Raw genomic sequence first — 24,081 nt, 5'->3', positions numbered from 1 at the left:
ATAACTTTTGAGTGGGGATGAGGAAGTGGGGAATAATTACCTCTGAATTCTGAATTGTGAATTCTGAATTCTTGATGAATGTGATGTTAGGATATTTCTTCACCAGCTGAATCTGACTTATGAAATTAGTTTGCGCCCAAAGCGACCTCAGTACAAACCTCTCACTCGTCAGTCGTGCTGTGCCTTCACGACCGAATCATCCGATACTTGCCAATGTGCTGTTACAAGCAGATGCAGAAACTAACCAAGTAAGCTTAACAGCCTTTGATTTGAGCTTGGGTATCCGTACTAGCTTTAATGCTGAGGTATTGGAAGGAGGAGCGATCGCGCTTCCTGCTAAGTTACTAGTAGATATCACTTCTCGTCTTCCAGAGGGCGAGATTACTCTCGATGATGAATCAGCCCTCACAGGTGCAGGATCAAGTGGCGAAGGTTTAATTGTTACACTCACACCGAAGAGTGGATATTATCAAGTCCTAGCAATGGGGCCAGAAGAATTTCCCGAACTACCTATAATTGAAAATACAGAAGTAATCCATCTCACCACCGCTGCATTAATTGAGGGATTACGGGGTTCATTATTTGCCACCAGTGCTGATGAAACCAAACAAGTACTTACGGGAGTGCATTTAACAGTTAAACAAGATACTCTAGAATTTGCAGCTACCGACGGACATCGCCTAGCAGTAGTAGAAACTAGCAACGAGCGTCCTTTAGATGGAACTAATCAACTAGAAGTCACAGTACCAGCTAGAGCATTACGCGAACTACAACGAATGCTAGCTCATAGCGCCTCATCTGATGAACCTGTAGCTTTACATTTCGATCAAGGTCAAGTCGTGTTTGCATGGCAAAATCAACGCTTGACTAGTCGCACATTAGAAGGGCAATATCCCGCCTATCGTCAACTAATTCCCCGTCAATTTGAGCGGCAAGTCACAATTGAACGGCGACAATTCATCAGCACTTTAGAGCGAATTGCTGTGCTAGCAGATCAGAAAAATAATATTGTCAAACTCAGCATTGATAGTGAAGCCCAGGAAATTATTTTATCTTGTGAAGCTCAAGATGTGGGTAGTGGTAGAGAGCCAATGCCAGCACAAATTTCTGGGGAAAATATAGAAATTGCTTTTAATATTAAATATTTAATGGAAGGCTTAAAAGAATTACCATCTTCTGAAATTCAAATGCATTTGAATCAAAGCCTAACTCCAGTGATTTTTACGCCACTGGGTGGTTTGAAAATGACTTATTTAGCTATGCCTGTGCAACTGAGAAATTAAAATTGAGTGGAAAACTTGACAATTAATTGTGGCTGGCGATCGCCAGCCACAACCAAAACTCAAAGTTAATCTCTCAACTAGTCTAGAAACAGAGAGAATTGATTCAAAAACTATGTTGTGATTTCTCGATTTACACGTCACGTGCTTTGAAAAAATTGTAAATAGCAAGTGCAATAGCTATAAGCAATACCGCATGAATTAAATTTCCGGCAATATGAAGTACTAATCCTAATGCCCAAAAAGCAAGCAGCACAACAACAACGCCCCAAAGGATACTCAACATATATTTACTCTTACTAAAGTGATTTTTACTTGTTCAGATATCTTATAGCCTCAGTTGATTTTTATGTATTTCTCCTCAGATAGGTTTAGCTATTCAAATCATCTATCTTGAGAAATAAAATTCCCTATAGCAGTCGGTTTTGAGACCAACCTAATAGGTAGGTAGTAAACATTTCCAGAAATTAATTCTGCGTTACCTGAAATCGTTGTAGAGACGTAGCACTGCTACGTCTCTACTTTTTCACCAGATGTATATTTTTCTTGCAAGATATTTATTTACAATAATCAAATTCTCAAAAATTGTTCGCTAACCTACAGCACTTGATGGTGCAATTTGGTGATTTGTTTTATCGGAATTTCAATCCAAAATTCTGTACCTAACCCTGGTTGCGAATCGCATTTAAATACACCGCCGTGTTTTTCAACAACGATTTGATAACTAATTGATAACCCCAAGCCAGTGCCTTTTCCAACTGGTTTAGTAGTGAAAAATGGGTCGCAGATTCTGACTTTCAGGTCTTCGGGTATTCCTGGGCCGTTGTCTTTTATGCGAACTACTACACTCTTGATATTACCTTCTATTTCCCCAAGAGAAGTAGTAATGGTAATTTGGCTGGTATGAGCTTTGGATGTATCTCTATAATCTTCTAAAGCATCGATCGCATTACTTAAAACATTCATAAATACCTGATTCAACGGCCCTGCAAAGCATTCTACTAAGGGAAGTTGACCATACTCTTTAACTAATTTAATTGCCGGACTTTCTGGTTTTGCTTTCAAGCGATGCTGCAAAATTAGCAAGGTACTATCAATACCCTCGTGGATATCGACTGGTTTTTTTTCTGCTTGGTCAAGGCGAGAAAAATTCCGTAAACCCGAAACAATTTGCCGGATGCGATCGATACCAATTTTCATTGAGGAGAGAGTTTTTGGCAAATCTTCAGTCAGAAATTCTAAGTCTATTTCTTCTGCGCGATCGCGAATTTTTGGGTCGGGGTTAGGGGAGTTTTGCAAATATAAATCTAGAATTCCCAGTAAATCCTGGGCGTATTCGCTGACATGATTAATGTTGCCATAAATAAAGTTCACTGGATTATTAATTTCGTGAGCAACACCAGCGACCAATTGACCCAATGAAGACATTTTTTCTGTCTGAATCAGTTGGGTTTGAGTTTGCTTTAAATCCTCCAAAGCTTGAGCCAATTTTTCTTTCTGCTCTTTAGTTTGATTGAGCAATTCGACTTGTTGGAGTGCAACCCCCAGCTGATTGGCTATTTGAGTGATAAACTGAATTTCTGAAGTTTCCCAATGGCGGGGTGCAGAGTTTTGATAAGCTGCTAGCAAACCCCAAAGTTTTTGTCTAATAAAAATTGGTGCGATCGCATAGGCTTTTGCTTGAATTTTCTCTAAAACCGCAACGTGACACTCAGAGTGATTAGCTTCATAAATATTATTAACTACAAAGGTTTCATTATGGCGATATCGGCCACCTTGGGTTTCCTGCAAATAGCTATCTCGCCAAATTATATTAGTACCAGGATTTACTAATTTGACCCAACCTTCATTCACAAACTCAGCAATGTATTCACCACTCCAATCTGCTTGGAAACGGTAAACTGCAACTCGATCCGCTTGTAGCGATTTACAGATTTCTTGAGTAGTTGTCTGAAAAATTGCATCTAAATCCAGAGATTCTCTAACTTTGGCAACAACTTCAAACAATACCCGTTGTTGTTCTGCTGCTTGTTGCAAATCTAACGCCTGTTCTCGTGTCTGAGTGAGTAATTGAGCTTGCTGGAGTGCTACCCCCATTTGAGCCGCAATCTGACTGAGAAAGTGAATTTCTGGGGCTTTCCATTGACGAGGGCCAGTGTGTTGATAAGTTGCCAGTAAGCCCCAAAGGTTTTGACCAACAAAGATCGGTGCAAGTACAAAAGCGCGAATTTGAAACTGCTCTAAATTGTCGATATGACACTGAGTAAACCCTATTTTGTAGATGTCATCAACTGCAAATGTTTCATTGTTACGGTAGCGTCCTCCCTGTGTATCTTGTAAGTAGGTATCATTCCAAATAGTATTAATACCTAAATCAGATTCATTTGACCAGTATGGACTAGCAGCCTCGAAATCACCGACAAATTCGCCACCCCAATCAGCATCGAAACGATAAACAGAAACGCGATCGGCTTTGATTAATTGACAAACTTCTTTGGTAGTTGTTTGAAAAATTGTGTCTGTGTCTAAAGATTCACGAATCTCGGCAATAACTTTAAACACAGCTTGTTGTTGTTCGGCTGTCCGTTGTAATTCGATGGTGCGTCTTTTAACTTGATGTTCTAAATTTTCATTGAAAACTTGTACTTGTTGGTATAATTCATACTGCTGAACTGCAAAAGCAAAGTGTTTACCGAGGTTTCTAGCCAATTCAATTTCTTCAGGTGTCCATGGCCGCACTTGTGCTTTTTTAGATTCGCGCCAAGCTTCAAAAGATCGCCGGGGGTATAATTGCCTCTTGTCGCTGTCATACTGTCCCGCCCACAGGGTTTCTATATCTATTTCGTTACGGAAAATACTTAAATAACCCAACAACTGCTGACGATAGTGGAGTGGAATCACCAGCATACTGCGAATTTTAGTTGGTTCAAAAGCGATTTGCAAACTTCGCCAGCCTGGAGTTTGATAAATATCTAAAATCGGCCAAACATCATATTCTCCAGTGGAATTGAAGTGTTCCTGCCAAGCAGTATATTGCTCTATGAGTGGATATATGGTTTGTCCTGGTATTACAGGTTGCTGACCGCAGGTATACAGTTTTATACAAGTATTTCCGGGGATTAAGCATTCTGTGAAGCTGGCGACGCTACCATTGTGATAATCAAAAGCTGCACTTCTAATGCAAAGCCGGCCACCAGCACCATCAAAGGCGGCAACAGCAGCTTCGAGGGCTGGCTGCAATACAATTGTCGGTAGTGAATGTAGCAGGCTAGCAATGCGGTTAACGATCGCTTCTTGTGCGGCTGTTTTGCGAACTTGAGTTAAGAGGGTACTTTGAGCGATCGCAACTGAGAGTTGATCGACTACTATTTGTAATGCTTCTAGTTCTGATTCTAAAATCAAACGTGCCTCGGAATTATGAGACACTAGCAGTCCCCAGAGTTGATTTTGGTAAAGAATAGGGGCTACCATACTAGACTTTACCCCCATTGCCTTTAAATATTCAATATGGCAAGAGTCTACAGAGCGGTAACGGATTTCCTCTGTCGTGGTTTCTCCATTTTCCAAATCGTGTAAGTTACTTTGACCAATTTCTTGAGTATCAACATTCACAACAGAACGCACCCGTGATTTAACAAATAGTTCGCGGGCGGCTGGTGGAATATCATCAGCAGGAAAATTTAGTCCTAGTAGCGACGGTAAACGATTGTTGTAGATAGACTCAGCAATGACCTGACCACTACCATCTGGATGAAATTTGTAAATCATCACTCTGTCAGTTTGCAGTAGCGATCGCACCTCTGCTGTTGTGACTGTGATAATATCTTCTAATTCTAAACTTCGCCGGATACGGTTTGTAATCCGGTGGAGTAAAGTTTCTTCATGGCGAGTTTCCCGCCAATCTTGCTCAGAGTTCGAGGTCATTGCTGATAATATCTTCAATTAATAATTTGGAAATACATCATGATTAAAACAGAAGTCAGAATTCAGAATTCAGCATGTAATCAGTGGGACACTTAAACTCCTTTATTGATTCACCAGCCACTAACAGGGCTTCTGAATTCTTTATTCTTAAATCTAATGATATTTTTGAATTAATTTCATCAATTTGTCTTCAGTAAAACTACGGCAAATCACTAACTAAATTCATAAAAAATTAAAAAAAGACGCAAGTAAAATTGCGTCTGTTTACGATATTAGAAAAGATGTTTGCTTTTTAGTTGAAAGTTTTTGTTGAACGTTTACGTCTCAACAAAATTAAAATCTTACATTGGTGCAAAGCTAATTTTTAGATAATCATTTTCCATCTTTGCTCCTGCTGGTTGTAGTGCTGCTAAGGCTTGCGGCAAAACTAAGTTACGCCGATGATTCCCAATAGTAATATTCAATTCGTCCCCAGTTTTACTCAGTTGAACCTGGTTTTTAGGAATGCCAGGTAAGTAAAGTTCTAAACTGTATTGATTTTGCTCTTGTACGACTCGAATAGTCGTTTCTTTGTAATAAACTTGAGTTGGATCTTCATCTTTATAAAGCGTTTCCTTCAAACGTTCTAATGCCGCCAATCCGCACATTTCCTCAGAAAAAAGTGGAACTTCTTTTACTGGTAAAGGATGGAAATTATCATGAATTTCCTGGCGATACTGCTCCTGATTTTCTTTCCAACGTTGAAAGAATGGGTCTTTTACTTCACTTGGAATGATGCGATTTGCCACAACTAAATCCGTGGCAACATTATATAAACTCAAATAAGCATGGGCGCGGAGAGATTCTTTAATCACCATCTTTTCGGGATTAGTCACAAGGCGCACTGAGGTTTGAGTATTATCTGTTAATACTTTTTCCAGAGCTTCAATTTGTTCGTAAAACTCATAAGGCGCATCCATTACCTCTTTATCTGGTAGCGAAAAACCAGCAATTGGTTTAAAAAAAGGCTCGACCAAAGGTCTAAGTGCTACCGAGATATTTTGAAAGGGTTTGTAAAAACGGCGCATATACCAACCGCCGACTTCTGGTAAACTCAGCAAGCGCAGTGCTGTGCCAGTGGGGGCTGAGTCAATAATTAAGACATCAAACTCGCCTTCATCGTAGTGGCGTTTCATCCTTACCAAGCCAAAAATCTCATCCATACCTGGTAAAATTGCCAATTCTTCCGCTTGTACCCCTTCTAAACCCCTGGCTTGTAAAACTTGGGTAATGTAACGTTTCACAGCACCCCAGTTTCCCTCTAATTCTTGCAGTGCATCTAATTCTGCACCCCACAAATTTGGGCGAATTTTTCGGGGTACATGTCCCATTTCCATGTCAAAGCTGTCTGCTAGGGAGTGAGCGGGATCTGTACTTAAAACCAAGGTCTGATAGCCTAATTCTGCACAACGGAGTCCAGTTGCAGCAGCAACGGAGGTTTTACCCACGCCGCCTTTACCAGTCATTAAAATTACACGCATGGATGCTTCTTTCCTGCCTGAGGATTTTTTACATTTATTTACAATTATCGACTGTTTAAAGAAAATAAATGCTGCTTTAGCACGTTTAAGTGCAAACAGTTCAATAATAAATACGGGGAATAATCCAGCTATATTGCGATATTGACTGCTATTTATATAGTAGTGGATTAGAGAAATACGGTAGGAGGCGGTAATGTCAAAAGCAAAAATTCTCCAACCGGATGGGAATTATTCATTTCGTTCATATTTTGAGTTTTCCAGTGATACAGATGAAGTTTTAGCAGAGTTTGACTATGCTTTTGTCCGTAAGCGTTTACAACTTCCTAGCACGAGTAATCAACTAGAGGGACTCGATGAACTTCGACAACAACTTGAAGATACTATTCCTTACGTTACTCTGAGCAGCGAAACTGCCAAAAGGGAAATTTTGGTTGCGCCCGTGTTAAGTCGAGTAGCGGTTACTTGTAAGCGACTGTTGCGAATTGAGTATCCCTTAAAGGTAAATAATTTACTCCAAGGGAATCTAGATTATTTCATTCAATCGGAACACAACTTAGTTGTGGTTGAAGCAAAACGCGATGACCTGACACGAGGATTTACGCAGTTAGCAGTAGAAATGATTGCATTATCCATGCTGGAAGATGCTCCAAATATAGTGTATGGTGCTGTAACAATGGGAGATGTTTGGGTGTTTGGAACTTTGGAGCAGAATTTACGTACCATTACACGGGATATAACATCTTATACTTTGCCTGATGATTTGGCAGAGATAGTCAAGATTTTGGTGGGAATTTTGGAGTAAGCTTTCTTACTAAGTAGATGCACTCAAGGAGAATTCACAAGCCAGAAGAAAAATAAGCTTTATGCTTGGTTGTGAAACTGAGGTTGTGTAGTTTACTAACCTAATATCTGCTGCATTTAACCTAACTCATCTGTTGAGTTTTGCTGTAATAGCAGATCGAGCTTTGTTTCAATTGCTGAAAGTTTTTTGAGAATTGTGGGGCGATCGCCATCGACAGCAATTAGTAAATTAGCTATCTTATCTTGTATGTTGGTTAATTGTGCCACTGCATTCTGAAGTTGGATCATTCCTTCTCGGAGTTCTTGGCGTTCCCGTCGGGCTTCACTGATTTCATCCAACATAGCTTGGACTGTTTTAGCATTACTCTCAATTAGATGTTTGAGTTCTTTATCAGTCATTGCGATCGCACTTTGAAGATCAATTTATTATTCATCATAATTTGTAGGTTGAATAGAGCGATCGCTAAACTCAATATTTACAGCAGAATTGGTGGATTCTCCAAGTCAGAATTCACCAACTAGAATAGGCTCTTGGGTCTAGTTACCAGACCTAGATGGTGTACTGAAATTAAATATACGTTATCCAGAACCCTTGTAGAGACATAGCACTGCTACGTCTCTACATTCATTTTCGCCAGATGTCTAATTTTTTGAAGATAAAAAATGCTGTTTCACTACGTCTAGGCGCGAACAGTTCCAATAATCGATATGAGAGATAATTAAACCATCAGAATTGAGAGTTAATTCACTCCAACCAGGGATAGAAATACGTGGCTTCCAAGGGATAGGGGTATTCCAACTCAGTGTCCACTCTGTTTTAATTGTGTTTCCTAAACATTGGATATTATGTAAATCCATTTTGGGATTTAAAAACCAAGTTTGAATAAAATTAATCATTCCTTTGTAGCGTTTAACTCCCCGAAATTTATTCAATGGGTCTTGAAAATAAACATCTGGAGCATAAATGCTATAAGTTTGATTGGCTGGGAATCTTTGATAGTCTTCTTTGAGGATTTCAATGATATCCATAATTTCTTAATAATAACTCAGAACTCAGGAGTCAGAATTCAGAATGAATTTTGTGCGACTCTTTGGCGAATATTGCTTTAAAACCGGACTTGTACTGCTATGCTAATGCTCTTGATGGGCGAAACTAGTATTAAATATCCTTTCTTATTAAAACTCTATCGCTTTATGAGTAGAATTTTCATCAATTCTGAATTCTGAATTCTGAATTCTTCTTCAAATTTAGACCTCATCCCATAAGCGTTCTAACTGACGCCGCCAAGCAGCTAGGGTTTGTTCTTGCGCTTGGGCGGTTTGGTCGATTTCACCCATAATTCCTTCTGCATAAAAGCGTTCTAAGTTTTGGATGGTAGCTTGCAAAGATTGTCCTTGTAGTTTTGCTGCTTTGATAACTTGGCGGATGCGGCTTTCAACTAATCTATTGAAGGCATTATCTATACCTATCTCATGTAGAGAAACTAGTCGAGCGATCGCTCTTTCAAAATCCACTTTTACCAAAGTGGTAATGTTATGGTGAAACACTGCCCAAATTTGCCCATCATGCAAAGCATACCGCACTTCCTGGGTTTCATCAAAGTTAGCTGACAAAAACTCTGCTAAAAAAGGTTGGGCTTCTTGTAATGGTAATATTGGTAGCAAAACTCGCAGCCAAGTATTATCTTTAGACAGTAGTACTAAGAGTTGAAAACTATAAGTGTTTACTTCCCAAGAACCAGGAGAAGTTGCATTAACATTTGTGCCAAATAATTCTGTTAGGGTAGCCGTAATTTCTTCAGGTGTCATATGTGTTTTTTAAAGCTAGGCTATAAATTAGCAAATCTAGGCATCAGCTTATTCGTTAACACTCTCTGCTGCTTGCTGTACTACTTCCAAGGGTAAATTTAATAATTGAGCTATCGCTTCTAAGCTCAACCCAAATTTTATCATCCGTGGTATTGCTTCTAACTTACCTTGCTGTTTACCTTCTTCTAAAGCTTCTTGATAAACTTTAGTCTGCTTTAACTCACTTAAACCTAACATTGCTTCAATCTCCTCGCGGCTCTTTTGTGGTAGTTTGTAGACAATAATTGTCTCAATTAAATTGATGAGGTCGCGCTGGGTAACTTCATCAGTTATCTGTTGCTTAGCTTGCTCAATTAAGCGTTTTGCTACCTCTGGTGCTGTTTCCTCAGCCTCAATAACAAGCTTAACAACACCAACCCCAACTGAGGCTTCTGCTGTTTGGCTTAACTCATCTAAATAAATGCGTCTAACTCTATTGAGAGCTAGCATTTCACTAAACTGCAACGTCTGTTCTCTTTCGATACTGCGAGTTGGATAGATAATTACAACTTGCCAAGGATGAAGGGGTTTTTATTGCCGCAAGTAGAGGAATAGTTCAGCAAACAAACGGTAATATAAATCATCATCGGGCTGAAACTGAACTTCGACTATATAAAGAGGTTTTTCTCCATCATTGGTAATTGGTAAAAACAAACCATCTAAGCGAAAGGCAAGTTGTTTAACTTCGCAGGAAGTAAATTTATAGGCAATTGCTTCTGCTGGCGACTGGTTAATCAGTTCAAAAAAGATGCTAGGAAATGCCTGAAATAGGCTATAAAAGATAGTGTCAGTTTTCACTGTTATTATTAGTTAGCGACTTCAAAATCGAAAAATATCCAACTATTTCTTGTGGGGTGGGCATCTTGCCCGCCTGGGATCGCGGGCGGGCAAGATGCCCACCCTACAAAATTGAATAATTTATTTTTTATAAATCAAAAAAACTGAACCAATCGGCCCATAATTTTCTACATAGATTTTTTGGTTGTAATACAACCCTGGAGACATACCTCCATCAAATAAAATTCCTTCTTGAATTTTTCCTAAACAGTTATTCTTAGCAATGCCTTGCAAAACATTATCAAAGGTATCTGGTAGTAACTCTTGATTATTTTGAGATAGTTCAATATCGGAATTAGCTTTCGCATCATTCACCAATAATATTACATATCCTTGATTAGTAATAGCTGCCATAGACCGATTTGTTGCACTTTTACAAGCAAATTCTCCCAAATCTTGACAAATATCTTTAAATTTACCCTGGCGATAAAATCTGCCATTACCTCCGACTAAATTGTAATTGAGAACATTGCTATTTCTTCTACCAGCTTGGATAGTGGCTTGCCGTTGTGTGGGCGAACCTCCTGATATCCCAAAGGAAGAACGTTTATTTTTAAATTCTCCGGAATATTCTACGCCACGAGAAATATTTAAACCTTGTGGTTTATCGGCGGTATCTATATAGTCGGCGTTAATTGCAGCAATGGGTAGCTGTCCATTTAATTTAGCGTTATCACCAACTATGAGTTCGCGAAATTGTTTTGGTACATATTCTTTTCGTAATTTTCCTTGGGTATCTTTAGCGTAGAGTTTATGAGATAAACCAAGATTAACTTTAAAATCTAATTCTGGTGATTTAGGATTAAAAATAATTACGTGGTTAATACCTTTGGAATTTTTTTGTCCTTGATTATTAGTTTTGAAAAAATCAATACTGAATTTGGGATTTTTGCCAGGACAAATTTTAGAGGCTTTTGGAACTGAATTAGCTGCAATTTTTTGACAACCTGGTAATAAGGTTAAAGCAGCGATCGCCATAAATAACAAAAGTAAATTTTTTTTAGACATAATCATACAAAAAACCCGCTACAGAATTACTATAGCGGGGATAATTTAAAATTTCAGTCTGGAGTTAATCAGAAAACTAAAGCTTAAGGGAGCCACTCTAAAACGGCTTCTTCTTTGGTGTTAGTGTTCCGGGATGGTGTTTCACGATTGAAATTCATGTGAATTGAGCGAGTTTGCTCGCCATCAGCAGCCACAGCCAAAATTGGATAGTCAATTAAACCGTCTTGGAAGGACATCTGGAAGCGGAATGTACCATCTGGATTGAGTTTAATTGGACGGCCGCCAATGGTTACGGTAGCATCGGGTTCAGTTGCACCGTAAACAATCAATTCAGCATCGGCTATTAGCCAGAACTTGCGCGGACGCACTGGTACGGCGGAAGCTGAGAAGCCAACACCCGACATTCCCACACCGGACATGGTTAAACCGGAAGTGGTGGGAACTGCCCACATACCTACACCAGAGGGGAAAATGTAGGAACTGATGGCTTGTTCGGGGCGTACTGAACCAGCTTGTTGCATAGAGCCAAACAGAGAACCAGCAACGCGTTGTGCTTCGGCAGATTCCGCCATGCCAAAGATTTGGTCGTAAATGGGGTTGCCACCGCCATTTGCACCAGCTGTTGCCACTTTCTTGGCGGGTGGAACGAGTTCGTACTGAGTTTTGCCGCGTAAATCTTCTTCAAAGCTGACGGTGATGAAGACATCTTCAATCCAGTCAGAAGGATATACGGGAGGAATATGTACTCTCGCAGAACGAGCGAGTACCAACCAACGACCATCAGCAGCACGATAGCCGATATCAATGACATAATCGCGATCGCTGACTGGAATTGGTAAATACCATTCTCTTGCTAGTTCGTCAGCAGGATATTCTTGGATGCTGTGGGGACTTTGAAAATCGATATTGATGTCGGTAACGTCATAAATCCGCAGTGCCAGCTGTTGTCCACCTTGGCGGCGCAGTTCTTCTTTATGTTCATTGGGAACATCCCAGTAGGTGTAAGCCCATTGAGGATCGCGGGGTAAGAGTACAATCCGGCTTTCACCATAACCAGAGGGCAGATCTGGGAGTCCTTCATCAACATCAGCAAGAGATCCACCGGTTCGATCTTCCTGACCTAATTCAAACTTAGCTGCTTCCACGGTTTCTTGTGCCTCCAATGAACGAGATGGACTGAGCGAAATTTTGCTGCGCTGGACTTCTTGAATTGATGCCAGCAGTTGGGATTTACGCATTCGGCTATAGCGAGAGATGCTATATTCGCTGGCAACTTTACGTAGTTGCCGTAAGGTCATCTCCTCTAGTGGCGGGCGTTCTTTTGCCATTAATTTGGCCTCCAGTAGTTTATGCGGTAAATGATTTCCCCTGGTTAAAGAATGCGATATAAAATGTCATCCACTCCAGATGAATTTCTTATTCCTGACTCCTGGTTTTGCCCAGTTTTTAAATTTTTAGTCTTTTTTAAATTGAAGTCGTTTCCTATCAATTCCTTTAGCTATGCCGAAATTAGCATTTCTTTGGGATCGCAGGAGCTGTATTTGTTAAGTCAATATTAACCACTAAGCATATCTAGGGATCAAGGGGTTTGAATAGATTTTTTGCCTATTCCACGAATTTATCAGCCCTTGTGGGATCGTAATGTTATGGTTCTATGACATATTTGTGAAACCCATTGGATTTCTCGGTCAAAAAGTCATAATTTCATGACATGAGGTTCCAGTTAGCTCAAAACCCAATACACTAAGGGCTTTTGAGTGGGGAGGGGGGATTGGAAGAGTAGCAGATACAAAAATTAATAATTATACTCAGTACAATAAGGTCTAGGCCGTGTTTTCAACAAGAAGGCAATGGAAAACAGGGAGAAACAACCTGTTTTCTTCTAACAAAATCAAGGGGTGTGAGTCCTCTACTAATTGGAATAGACTTGTCCGATTACTCGTGCGCTTTAGTAAGGTGTTACACTGCAATATGCGTATTACTTAGTTATAGTTTCCTGTTCTTTTTTACACTCTTATACTGTTTCACTTTCAGGTTGATACAAATACCTTGGTAGGGTAGCAAAGCTGTGGGCTACACAGAAAATGTATATGTATCAAGATTTTTGTGAAATGGTATTACATCTCTCGAACTTCCCGGAGGATGCGGCTGGCGAATGGGCGGTAACACCCCTGTTTATCCACAAAATGGTTCGTTGAGACGTTGCAATTGCAACGTCTCAACATATGTTAAAAAATCCTAGAATGTGAACTCTAATTCGCCAAAAGCATCTCTGAAAATTGTTTGACAAATAACAAAGACAAATGACTAACCTGATTCTGGTTGTAGACGACGACCATTTAATGCGAAGGTATCTGTGTGAGCTATTGAAAGAAGCAGGGTATCAGGTGGTAGAAGCGAGTAACGGTTTAGAGGCGATCGCTACCTATACTCGCCTAGACCCAGATATAGTCCTGTTGGATGCCATGATGCCAGAAATGGATGGTTTTAGCTGCTGCGCTCAACTGCAAGCACTCTCCGATGGCAAAGAGACACCGATGTTAATAGTTACGGCATTTGACGATCCGGCATCGGTGGAAAAAGCTTTTGCTGTGGGTGCAACTGATTTTATTACTAAGCCAATTCAATGGCCGATATTACGTCAAAGATTGCGCCGTCTTCTAGAAGCTCATCGTACTAAACAGCAATTTCAACAGCAAACTGCCCAAGCACAAGTGCGGGAAGCACAGCTGAGATTAGCATTAGAGTCTGCTGGTATGAGCATTTGGAACTGGGATCTTCTAACTAACGAAATTAGTTATTCAGGTAACCTAGAAACAGCTTTTGGTTGGGAAAAAGGCAGTTTTAACAACACCTATGATGCTTTTGTTAACCGCATTCATCCCCAAGACCGCGATATTGTCAGGCGATCGCACCAGCAAGCTATTAAAAATGGGATAGAATATGACATCGAATTTCGAGTCATTTTGCTCGATGGTAGCATTCGCTATTTAGCAAGCAAAGGAGTTGTCTGCCGGGATGCCTTAGGTGTGGCTGTGGGAATGTCTGCAATAGAAGTAGATATCACCAAGCGCAAGCAAGCAGAGGAAGCGCTGGAAGTTCATGCTAACCAGCAAGCAATGGTGGCAGAACTCAGTCAAATAGCCCTAGCTGGTACAGACTTAACTACACTGATGAACTTATGTGTGAGTATTGTCGCCCAATGCTTAAAAGTTGAGTATTGTAAAGTTTTAGAACTACTGCCAAATGGTAATGCATTACTGCTGAGGGCTGGAGTAGGTTGGCAGCCTGGTTTGGTGGGGAAGGCCACCGTCAGCGCTTTGATGAATTCCCAAGCTGGCTATACACTGCTTTCTAGCGGCCCGGTAATTGTCAACGATCTGCGAACCGAAACGCGATTTAATGGGCCACAACTGCTATTCGACCATCAAGTAGTGAGCGGAATTAGCGTGGTGATTCATGGCAGAGAGCGTCCTTTCGGTGTCTTAGGGGCACACACAACCAGACACCAGACTTTTACCAAAGATGAAGTTTATGTTCTCCAATCTGTTGCTAATGTTCTCGCGGCTGCCATTGAGTGTCAACGGGTGGAAAACGCCCTCAAAGCAAGCCAAGAACGCTGTCAGTTAGTGGTGCGGGGTACTAATGATGGTATTTGGGACTGGAACGTTCAAAATAATCAAGTATTTTTTTCAACTCGTTGGAAGGAAATGCTTGGTTATGAAGAAGACGAAATTTCTGATGATTTAGATGAGTGGGCAACACGAGTGCATCCAGATGATAGGGCATTAGTCAGACAAGCGATCGCCGATCATTTTGCCCAGATTACTCCGTTTTTCATTAGCGAGCATCGAATTCAGTGTAAAGATGGCACTTACAAATGGTTTTTGAATCGCGGTCAGGCAGTCTGGGACGAAGATGGAAATGTAGTGCGGATGACTAGTTGTCATACGGATATCACCGAACGTAAATTAGCAGAAGAACAATTGCATAAAAGCGAAGAACGTTTCCAAATAGTCGCTCGTGCTACCAACGATCTGTTATGGGACTGGGATTTGCTGACTAATAAGGTGTGGTGGAATCAAGCTTTACAAACACTGTTTGGTTACTCCCTAGAGAACATAAGTTTTACCGCTGATTGGTGGAGCGAACACATCCATCCATACGATAGGCAGAGAATCGCTAAGCAAGTGCGTGCTCTAATCGATAGCGGTGAAAAATTCTGGTCAAATGAATACCGCTTTCGCCGCAGTAACGGTTCCTATGCCTACGTGTTCGATCGCGGTTACGTTATCCACGATCGGACAGGTAAGCCAGTGCGAATTATGGGGGCAATGATGGATATTACCGAACGCCAAGCCGCCCTGCACGAACGCAACCGTGTGCAAGCAGAATTACAACGCCAAAATATGCGATCGCAACTGTTTGCTAATATCACCCTCAAAATTCGTCAATCCTTACAAATCGATGAAATTCTTCAAACCAGCGTCATAGAGGTGCAAAAGCTACTGCTTGCCGATCGGGTATTAATCTTGCGCCTACAGCCAAATGGTTCTTTTGTGGCAGTTCAAGAATCAGTAGTTCCCGGTTTGCCTATTGTTATGGGGCAGGAAATTACTGACTCTTGCTTTCGTGACAATTACGTTGAGCATTACCGCCAAGGGGGAATTAGTTCCATTAGGGACATCAAGGAAGCTGATATTCAACCTTGCTACATGGAATTGCTGCAACGATTCGCCATCAAAGCCAATCTTGTAGTCCCGATTTTACTGAAAAATGAACTCTGGGGGCTGTTGATTGCCCATCAGTGCGCCCATCCCCGTCAGTGGACTAGCTGGGAAATTGAATTTTTACAACAACTAGCAGATCAAATCGGTATTGCCTTAGCTCAGAGCCAAATTTTAGAACAAGAAATTCGCCAACGGCAAGAACTCGCCCGTTCCAATCAAGAATTGCAGCAATTTGCATTTGTCGCCTCCCACGATTTGCAAGAACCACTGCGTAAGATTAAAACCTTTGGCGATCGCCTCAAAGTTACCTACGGCGACATCTTGACCGAACAGGGACGCGATTACTTAGAACGGATGCAAAATGCTGCTAACAGAATGCAGACATTAATTGAAGACTTGCTGACACTTTCACGGGTTACTACCAGGGCCCAGCCTTTTGTATCGGTAAATCTAGCAAAGATCGCCCAAGAAGTATTGTCTGATTTAGAAATCTATGTCCAGCAAACTGGGGCAACTGTGGAAATTGGAGAGTTACCCACGATTAAAGCCGATCCCGTACAAATGCGCCAATTGCTGCAAAATCTCATCGGTAATGCCCTAAAATTCCACCGCCCAGAAGTACCGCCTGTAATTAAAATTTATGGCAGCATTTTAAACAATCAAACAAATAAACTGTGTAACAGTTCTGACGTTTGCGAAATAGTTATAGAAGATAATGGTATTGGTTTTGAAGAAAAGTATCTCGATCGCATTTTCAACGTTTTTCAACGTTTACACACTAATACTGAATACGAAGGCACTGGTATCGGTTTAGCTATCTGTCGGAAAATTACTGAGCGTCATCATGGAGCGATCGCAGCTCAAAGCATACCAGGTAAAGGATCGAAGTTTTTTGTCACATTATCAGTTGATTGCGTCCCTTAATTTTTATTCCCGGAGAGGGATTAAGACCAGACCCAAAAATTAGCTTAATTGTACAATTGTGACCTCTAATTTTTCGGACTTATTGATTGTATAGATTAAGTACTATGTTAACTATTAATAAGATTCTGTTGTTTCCGGTTTTAGACTAACACTGCAATATATGATTTGTTGTCAAAAAATGAAGCTTTCATATATCAATATATAGATTGCATATTTGTTTATTTTTGTCAATGTGCGAGTTGCCATCTGTGCCAAGTTAACAACTTGATTCATACTAATAAACCAATGCAAAGGAGACGATGCATAGTGAACGGTCGAGAAACAAACGTCACAATTTTAATGGCTGATGATGACGAAGACGACAGAATGTTAGTTCGCGAGGCATTGGCAGAAAGTCAATTGCCAATTGAACTGTACATCGTTACCAATGGTGAAGACCTGATGGATTATTTATACCACCGTGGTCTATATGCTAGCAACAGCGGGAAACCGCATCCAGGGTTGATTTTATTAGATTTGAATATGCCGAAAAAAGACGGTTTTGAGGCACTCAAAGAAATAAAAACTGACCCACAACTGCGGCAAATTCCTGTTGTTATACTGTCAACTTCAAGCGCTCAAGAAGATATATTTAATACCTACAATTTGGGTGCAAACTCGTTCATCATTAAGCCAGTGACTTTTGCTTCTTTAGTAGAGGTAATGAAAACTCTAGGAAAATACTGGTTTGAAATTGTGAAATTGCCAACAGAAGCAATGGGAGACAAAAATGGACACCAGCCCCATCAAAGTTCTGTTCGTTGATGATGATGAAGATGATTATATTTTGACTCGTTATTGGTTCAGTGAATTCCAGGCGGCAAAGTGCGAACTGCAATGGGTGGATAATTATGAAGCAGCCAGGAGTGCGATCGCTCTACACCAACATGATATTTATCTTGTAGACTACCGTTTAGGGCCGCACAATGGACTAGAACTATTGCGCGAAGCCATTACCAACGGCTGTTGTTCTCCAATAATTTTACTCACCGGTCAGGGCGATTGGGAAATTGACCTAGAAGCCATGAAAGCCGGAGCCGCAGATTATTTGGAAAAAAGCCAATTAACAGCACCTTTGTTAGAGCGTTCCATCCGCTACGCCATTGAACGCAAACAAACAGAACAGAAAATTCGCGAACAAGCTGCTTTACTAGATGTTGCTACCGATGCAATTTTTGTCCGCGATTTAGACGATAAAATTTTATTTTGGAACAATGCTGCCCAGCAACTGTACGGTTGGAAAAAAGAAGAAGCCATCAATAAAAAGACACGAATTCTCTGGCAGGAAAAACAGCTACCTCAAGTTCAAGAAGCACTCAGTATTTTAATGAAAAATGGTTCTTGGGAAGGAGAATTACATCAAATAACAAAATCAGGTAAAGAAATTATTGTTGAAAGCCGTTGGACATTGGTGCGAGAATTCAGTAAAAAAACAGAAACTATCCTCGTTGTAAATACTGATATTACACAGAAAAAACAACTAGAAGCCCAATTTCTCCGCGCCCAGCGATTAGAAAGTATTGGCACCTTAGCCAGTGGTATTGCCCACGATTTGAATAACGTTCTAGCGCCGATTTTGATGACAGCGCAGCTATTAGAGGCACAACTAAATGATGAGCGTTCTCGGCGACTGCTGCCAATATTAATTACTAACGCTAAACGGGGGGCAAACCTGGTAAAGCAAGTATTATCTTTTACTCGTGGGTTGGAAGGCGATCGCACAGTTTTACAATTAAAGCATTTAATAATAGAAATTCAGCAAATTATTAAAGAAACTTTTCCCAAATCCATAGAAGTTTTTACCCAAATTTCTCCAAATCTGTGGACTGTATCTGGCGATGCTACCCAGCTGCATCAAGTACTGATGAATTTGTGTGTCAATGCTCGTGACGCGATGCCAAATGGTGGAGCTTTAAAAATCTCTGCCGAAAACCTTTTCATTGATGAAAATTTTACCAAAATGCATATTGATGCTAAAGTTGGTCATCACGTTGTGATTACTGTTGCTGATGGGGGAATTGGGATTAAACCAGAAATATTAGATCGGATATTTGAGCCATTTTTTACTACTAAAGAAGTTGGCAAAGGCACTGGTCTTGGTTTGTCTACAGTACTGGGTATTATTAAAAGCCACGGCGGTTTTATCAACGTATACAGTGAAGACAGAAAAGGCAGCCAATTTCAGGTATATTTGCCAGCCCAAGATGCAATGGAGACTATAGAAGAACAACACCAAGAATTACCTCCAGGTCAAGGAGAATTAATTTTAGTTGTAGATGATGAAGCAGCTATTCGAGATGTGACAAAAACATCTCTAGAAAGCCATAATTATAAAGCAATTACAGCCAGCGATGGCATTGAAGCTATAGCCTTATATGCAGAACACCGAGATAAAATATCTCTTGTATTAACTGATATGCTTATGCCATCTATGGATGGACTAACTACCATCCGCACCCTGCGAAAAATTAACCCAGATGTTAAAATTATCGCTGTCAGTGGACTGAGTTCAACAGATAAAGTTGATGCCGCTTATGACATAGGAATCAAAGCCTTTTTGTCTAAACCTTATACAGCTAATCAATTATTACAAACTATTAGTACAGTTAAAAAGAGTTAGGAATGGGAGTAGGGAATAGGCAATAGGGAATCAGTCCTTTCAAATTGTACTGAGTTTTTTCAAAAATTAAATCGTAGTCCTATATAATTTAGTGATTCCCCACTCCCCATTCTCCATGACCAAAGATGAAGTTTTAGCCGCTAATACAGCTTTTTATCGCGCTTTTGAAAGAAAAGATATTGAGGCGATGAGTGCAATCTGTTCACAGGGAACTGGTAGTTTTTGTATTCATCCGGGAAGTAGAGTATTGCGGGGTTGGAAAGAGATTCGCACCTCTTGGGAGCAGATATTTAAAAACACTGCTTATATTGAAATCAGCACAGAAGTAATTGCTACAGAAGTAACTGATAATATCGCTTATGTTGTGCTGATAGAAAATGTGTTTCAAGTCGTAGGTTCGAGAAGACTGGAAGCACAATCAACCGCGACAAATGTATTTCAGTTTCTCGGTGGAAAGTGGTATTTAATTCATCATCACGGGAGTCCGATTTTGCGGTGAGTGTGGGAAGATGGGGAGGCAGGGGGAGAAATAACCAATGCCCCATACCCAATGACTAATACTTCTCTACGAGAGGCTGCGCCAACGACTCCGCTCAGTACAAGTGACTAATCAAATCTTGAAACTGCGGATCTTCTCGAATATTGTCAAAATCAGCGTCAGTTTTTGCTATCTCTCGCCATTCAGGATTTAGGTTGATAGCTTGTTGCAAATTCTCTATTGCTAAATCGATATTCCCCAGCAAACTATAACAGCAAGCTTTGTTGTACCAAGCATTGTCTTTGTCGGGTTTGATTTTGGTAGCTTGGTCATAAGAGGCGATCGCTTCTTCTAATCTTCCCAAATCATCTAGCGCATTGCCCCGGTTGTACCAAGCTTCGTGGTCGTCGGGTTTGATTTTGGTAGCTTGGTCATAAGAGGCGATCGCATCTTCTAATCTTCCCAAATTAAATAGCGCATTGCCCCTGTTGTTCCAAGCTTGGTGGTCGTCCGGTTTGAGATTCAGGGCTTGGTCAAAAGAAGCGATCGCTTCTTCTAATCTTCCCAAATCAACTAGCGCATAGCCTTTGGCAAAACAAATATCAGAGGAATCAGGTGTGAAAGTAAGAGCTTTGTTTAAGCAACGTAGCGCATCTTGATAGCGTTTTAAGTTGATTAAATTCCAGCTAAAACTCAACAGGGAAGATTGAATTTCTTGGTGTTTCTCCGCTAGCTGCAAAATTAAACGGGTGAAAGGCAATGTGTATTCCCCTACTTCTACCTGCTTTGGCTTAGCTTCAATTGTGGGCTTTGTTTGTGTAGCCGCGAATTCCATTCACCTGGGCTTAAGTTGACTACTGTAGTTCCATGCCCCATGCCCCATGCCCCATGCCCAATACCTAATCTCCCATCAACTCTACTGCATCTCTTCCATCACAATCTTGTAAGTAAACTTTGACAATTTCTTCTTTAGCGGTAGGTAACTGCTTACCAATAAAATCTGGGTGAATTGGTAACTCACGATGACCCCTGTCCACCAACACAGCCAAACGAATTACCTCTGGCCTTCCGTATTCATTTACAGCATTCAAAGCAGCGCGAATTGTCCGTCCTTTGAAAATCACATCATCCACGAGTACAACAGTTTTCCCCGTCAAGTCAAAAGGAATATCAGTCTTGGCAGGAGTTCGCAAACCAATTTTGTCAAGGTCATCTCGATAAAATGTAATATCCAAAGCGCCAACGGAAACCGCTACACCTTCAAGTGTCTCAATCTGACGTGCCAACAATTGGGCTAATAACGCACCCCTAGTATATATACCCAGAAGCACCAATTGGGATAAATCACGCGACCTTTCCACAATTTGAGACGCAAGGCGAGTCAAAGTACGGCGAATTTCTTCTGATGAAAGGATCTCAACTACTTTTGCAGACATAGTTATCTTTGGGGAATAGGGCATTGGGCATTGGGCATTGGGCATGAGGATGAAGAGATGAGGAGATGGGGGAGTGTTGGGAGATTATGAAAAAGCTTCCCAACCCTCCCACTCTTCCCCATACCCTATGCCCTATGCCCCATGCCCCATGCCCTAATTAAGATGATAGCGATCGCTATCCCTAACCATAGTAAAAAACAATATCGAGTCAGTTGCAAAGCATTATAAATAGAATTCGGGGTGATGGGATAAATAGCATCTCCTAGCAATGGTTTGTGTTTAGCTACCCCACGATACCAATTTTTACCACCCATTTGTACACCTAAAATCGCAGCGTAGGCGCACTCACTCCAACCAGAATTGGGACTAGGATCGTTAATTGCATCCCGGCTACAAATTCGCCAAACATGCATCGCCCTCCCCGATAACACCGCAAGGGTAATAACTGTTAACCGACAAGGTAACCAAGTTAAACAATCTTCCAACTTGGCACTAAACCATCCCAAATAAGTATAAGGTGCTTCCCGATAACCTACCATTGAATCAAGAGTACTGCTGGCTTTATATGCTAAAGCTAACGGAATTGGCCCCACAAATGGCATAAAGCCACCAATAATTCCATAAAAAAGTGGAGCCATTACCCCATCAGTAGCATTTTCGGTGACTGTTTCTAAAATAGCTCGCAAAATTTCTGCTTCTGAAAGATTTTGTGTATCTCGACCAACATAATTACTTAAAATCTTACGCGCTTGTTCTAAATCTCCTGCCGTTAAAGGTTGTAAAACAGCTACTGCTGCTGTTCGCAAACTCCTCCCAGCAAAACAACTAGCCAAAAGAATACTTTCTAAAGCAATTCCCAACAACGGATGCACCCATTTGACACTTTCAATCAGGAAAAAACCAACAACACCGCTACCAATTATGACGATAATGCCTAGTAAAATTCCAGCTAGACGTTGTGTTAGAGAATTTTGACATAGTTGCAGAAATAATTTGGTTAATCGAGAAATTACCCACCCCATAAATTGCACGGGATGAGGCCAACCCCAAGGATCGCCAATTAAGTAATCTAAAAATGCCGCAATGATTAAAACAACAGCGGATGTCATTAGTCGTTAGTCGTTAGTCATTTGTTTTTGTGTGCGTCCCCGTGTCCCCGCGTCTCCCCATCTCTCAATGACTAAACCACAAAACTAGCTTCTTCTCCAAGGGAAGCTTGCCAACTACGAGCATCGTAATAAAGGTCTGCCAGAGTAATACTGTACAAAGCTTCTTTGAGCTTTTGATTAAGTCTTTGCCAAAGGGTAAATGTTACCCAATCTTCAGCTTGTGTAGGTACTGGAGTGCCATAGGGTAAATGAGTAATGCTCTCGCCCACTGCTTCTAAAATTTGTCCTATAGATATTTGTATAGGTTCTTTTGCCAATTGGTATCCGCCGATGCTACCACGAATTGAATTCACTAACCCAGCGCGACGCATTTCTATTAGTAGTTTTTCGAGGTAAGGAGCTGGGATATCTTGACGTTTGGCGATCGCTTTTACAGATACAGGGCCATATTTTGGCTGTAAACTCAAATCTAGCAACGCCTTCACACTGTAATGTCCTCTGGTAGTTAGTTTCATTGTGGTAAGCTTTGTGCTCTGTTACAAAGTTCTGATGGTCGTAAACCTACCCTCAGATTTTACGCTTTATCCTCTGTTACAAAGTTCTGAGTGCCGGAAATCCCTGCTAGTGAATTTGCCCTTTGTCATTAGTCATTTGTCATTTATTTAGGCCAATGACTAATGACTAAGGATCAGTTTTGCTTATCATTGTCTGACTCAGTTATGATTTTCAGCAACTAGTCAACCTTTTGATGGTTAGTTTAGAAAACTTAAACAAATATAGTTTAGCAGTAATTCACAAACTACATATATATAGTTATCAGCATTGCCAGCATTCTATAAAATAAATTGTTGGGAAAATATTTGGTAATCGCATAACAATTCTGGCTTTTAGTGTAATATACTTGGCTATGTTGAGATAAAAACTAAAGGATTATCTTCCTATTAGCTCAACCTCAGCTAAAATAAAATCGATTCAAACACTTCAAACATTCGTTTTCGACCTAAGTTGATGCCTAAACAGAAAAAAATTGAACCCCTAGTCGGCGAAGAACTGCTCAGAAAAGTCAAAGAGCTAGAGAACGAGAGCAAGGAAGACAAAGCCAAAAAGTGCGGCTACTATACCGTTACCAAAAATGGTATAGAGCGCGTCAATATGATGAAGTTCTTAAATGCCCTAATCGATGCCGAAGGCATTCAGTTAGACAGTACACCCAGTGCTAATGGTCGCGGTGGACGTAGTGCTAGCTATAGGATTAGCGTGCAATCCAATGGTAACTTGCTTATAGGTTCGGCTTATACAAAACAGATGAATCTCAAACCAGGAGATGAGTTTCTCATTACTTTAGGTAAGAAGCACATTCGTTTGAGACAAGTAGATCCAGAAGATCGGGAAGAGGATGAAGCTCTAGAAGCCACGGCTTAATAAATAGTCATTAGTCAATTGTCAATAGTCATTTGTCTCTGTTACAAAGTTCTGAGGGTAGGTTTTTTACCATCAGACTTTGCACTTTGTCTTTTGTCATTAGTC

19 protein-coding genes and 1 pseudogene are annotated in these 24,081 nt (G+C 40.7%); 7 read left to right on the top strand and 13 right to left on the bottom strand.

Annotated elements, in window-relative coordinates; genetic code table 11:
* Positions 1–119 precede the first annotated feature (119 nt).
* Entirely contained in the window at positions 120–1,283 is a 1,164-nt protein-coding gene (gene dnaN, locus H6H03_RS18630; RefSeq protein WP_190956585.1) for a DNA polymerase III subunit beta, read from the top strand.
* Positions 1,284–1,413: 130 nt separating this feature from the next.
* Here the strand turns inward: dnaN and H6H03_RS18625 are convergent, their stop codons facing one another.
* From H6H03_RS18625 to H6H03_RS18615, 3 genes are all read right to left on the bottom strand, one after another.
* Entirely contained in the window at positions 1,414–1,566 is a 153-nt protein-coding gene (locus tag H6H03_RS18625) for a lmo0937 family membrane protein (protein WP_190956584.1), read from the bottom strand.
* A gap of 311 nt (positions 1,567–1,877) precedes the next feature.
* Positions 1,878–5,204, bottom strand: a complete 3,327-nt coding sequence (locus tag H6H03_RS18620; protein WP_190956583.1) for a GAF domain-containing protein — start codon at positions 5,202–5,204, stop codon at positions 1,878–1,880.
* 341 nt (positions 5,205–5,545) lie between these two features.
* Positions 5,546–6,724 (bottom strand): TRC40/GET3/ArsA family transport-energizing ATPase, encoded by a 1,179-nt coding sequence (locus H6H03_RS18615; RefSeq protein WP_190956582.1) that lies wholly within the window; start codon positions 6,722–6,724, stop codon positions 5,546–5,548.
* Between the two features lie 193 nt (positions 6,725–6,917).
* Between H6H03_RS18615 and H6H03_RS18610 the strand changes: the two genes are divergently transcribed.
* Positions 6,918–7,526 carry a hypothetical protein gene (locus tag H6H03_RS18610; RefSeq protein ID WP_190956581.1) on the top strand — a complete coding sequence of 203 codons (609 nt, stop codon included), beginning with the start codon at positions 6,918–6,920 and terminating at the stop codon, positions 7,524–7,526.
* 116 nt (positions 7,527–7,642) lie between these two features.
* Here the strand turns inward: H6H03_RS18610 and H6H03_RS18605 are convergent, their stop codons facing one another.
* From H6H03_RS18605 to H6H03_RS18580, 6 genes and pseudogenes are all read right to left on the bottom strand, one after another.
* Complete coding sequence (locus tag H6H03_RS18605; RefSeq protein WP_190956580.1) at positions 7,643–7,924, bottom strand: hypothetical protein; 282 nt, start codon at positions 7,922–7,924, stop codon at positions 7,643–7,645.
* A gap of 243 nt (positions 7,925–8,167) precedes the next feature.
* Positions 8,168–8,554: a DUF2358 domain-containing protein gene (locus H6H03_RS18600; protein ID WP_190956579.1), complete on the bottom strand. Its 387-nt coding sequence runs from the start codon at positions 8,552–8,554 to the stop codon at positions 8,168–8,170.
* A 219-nt stretch (positions 8,555–8,773) separates the two neighbouring features.
* Positions 8,774–9,334, bottom strand: coding sequence for a hypothetical protein (locus H6H03_RS18595; RefSeq protein ID WP_190956578.1), 561 nt, complete (start codon positions 9,332–9,334; stop codon positions 8,774–8,776).
* A gap of 48 nt (positions 9,335–9,382) precedes the next feature.
* Positions 9,383–10,171, bottom strand: a pseudogene (locus H6H03_RS18590) (Rpn family recombination-promoting nuclease/putative transposase).
* 120 nt (positions 10,172–10,291) lie between these two features.
* Entirely contained in the window at positions 10,292–11,218 is a 927-nt protein-coding gene (locus H6H03_RS18585; RefSeq protein WP_190956646.1) for a phosphodiester glycosidase family protein, read from the bottom strand.
* 83 nt (positions 11,219–11,301) lie between these two features.
* On the bottom strand, positions 11,302–12,546 hold the full coding sequence (locus tag H6H03_RS18580) for a DUF4912 domain-containing protein (protein ID WP_190956577.1): 1,245 nt from the start codon (positions 12,544–12,546) through the stop codon (positions 11,302–11,304).
* A 975-nt stretch (positions 12,547–13,521) separates the two neighbouring features.
* Between H6H03_RS18580 and H6H03_RS18575 the strand changes: the two genes are divergently transcribed.
* From H6H03_RS18575 to H6H03_RS18560, 4 genes are all read left to right on the top strand, one after another.
* Entirely contained in the window at positions 13,522–16,872 is a 3,351-nt protein-coding gene (locus H6H03_RS18575) for a PAS domain-containing protein (protein WP_190956576.1), read from the top strand.
* Positions 16,873–17,178: 306 nt separating this feature from the next.
* Positions 17,179–17,676 carry a response regulator gene (locus H6H03_RS18570; protein ID WP_190956575.1) on the top strand — a complete coding sequence of 166 codons (498 nt, stop codon included), beginning with the start codon at positions 17,179–17,181 and terminating at the stop codon, positions 17,674–17,676.
* Positions 17,642–19,531 carry a hybrid sensor histidine kinase/response regulator gene (locus H6H03_RS18565; RefSeq protein ID WP_190956574.1) on the top strand — a complete coding sequence of 630 codons (1,890 nt, stop codon included), beginning with the start codon at positions 17,642–17,644 and terminating at the stop codon, positions 19,529–19,531. The genes H6H03_RS18570 and H6H03_RS18565 overlap by 35 nt, the downstream gene beginning before the upstream one ends.
* Positions 19,532–19,646: 115 nt before the next feature.
* A complete protein-coding gene (locus H6H03_RS18560) occupies positions 19,647–20,030 on the top strand; it encodes a nuclear transport factor 2 family protein (RefSeq protein ID WP_190956573.1) in 384 nt (127 codons plus the stop codon).
* Between the two features lie 94 nt (positions 20,031–20,124).
* On the opposite strand, the gene H6H03_RS18555 is transcribed toward H6H03_RS18560, so the two are convergent.
* From H6H03_RS18555 to H6H03_RS18540, 4 genes are all read right to left on the bottom strand, one after another.
* A complete protein-coding gene (locus H6H03_RS18555) occupies positions 20,125–20,844 on the bottom strand; it encodes a tetratricopeptide repeat protein (protein ID WP_190956572.1) in 720 nt (239 codons plus the stop codon).
* A gap of 64 nt (positions 20,845–20,908) precedes the next feature.
* Positions 20,909–21,445, bottom strand: coding sequence for a bifunctional pyr operon transcriptional regulator/uracil phosphoribosyltransferase PyrR (gene pyrR / locus H6H03_RS18550; protein WP_190956571.1), 537 nt, complete (start codon positions 21,443–21,445; stop codon positions 20,909–20,911).
* Between the two features lie 125 nt (positions 21,446–21,570).
* A complete protein-coding gene (cbiB, locus tag H6H03_RS18545) occupies positions 21,571–22,554 on the bottom strand; it encodes an adenosylcobinamide-phosphate synthase CbiB (protein WP_190956570.1) in 984 nt (327 codons plus the stop codon).
* A gap of 71 nt (positions 22,555–22,625) precedes the next feature.
* A complete protein-coding gene (locus H6H03_RS18540) occupies positions 22,626–23,069 on the bottom strand; it encodes an Rrf2 family transcriptional regulator (RefSeq protein ID WP_190956569.1) in 444 nt (147 codons plus the stop codon).
* 493 nt (positions 23,070–23,562) lie between these two features.
* On the opposite strand from H6H03_RS18540, the gene H6H03_RS18535 reads away from it, so the two are divergent.
* A complete protein-coding gene (locus tag H6H03_RS18535; RefSeq protein ID WP_096539146.1) occupies positions 23,563–23,976 on the top strand; it encodes an AbrB family transcriptional regulator in 414 nt (137 codons plus the stop codon).
* Positions 23,977–24,081: the final 105 nt, after the last annotated feature.

This window comes from Nostoc paludosum FACHB-159 (genome assembly GCF_014698835.1).
GTDB lineage: Bacteria > Cyanobacteriota > Cyanobacteriia > Cyanobacteriales > Nostocaceae > Nostoc > Nostoc paludosum.
This window is presented reverse-complemented; position numbering and strand designations above follow the sequence as displayed.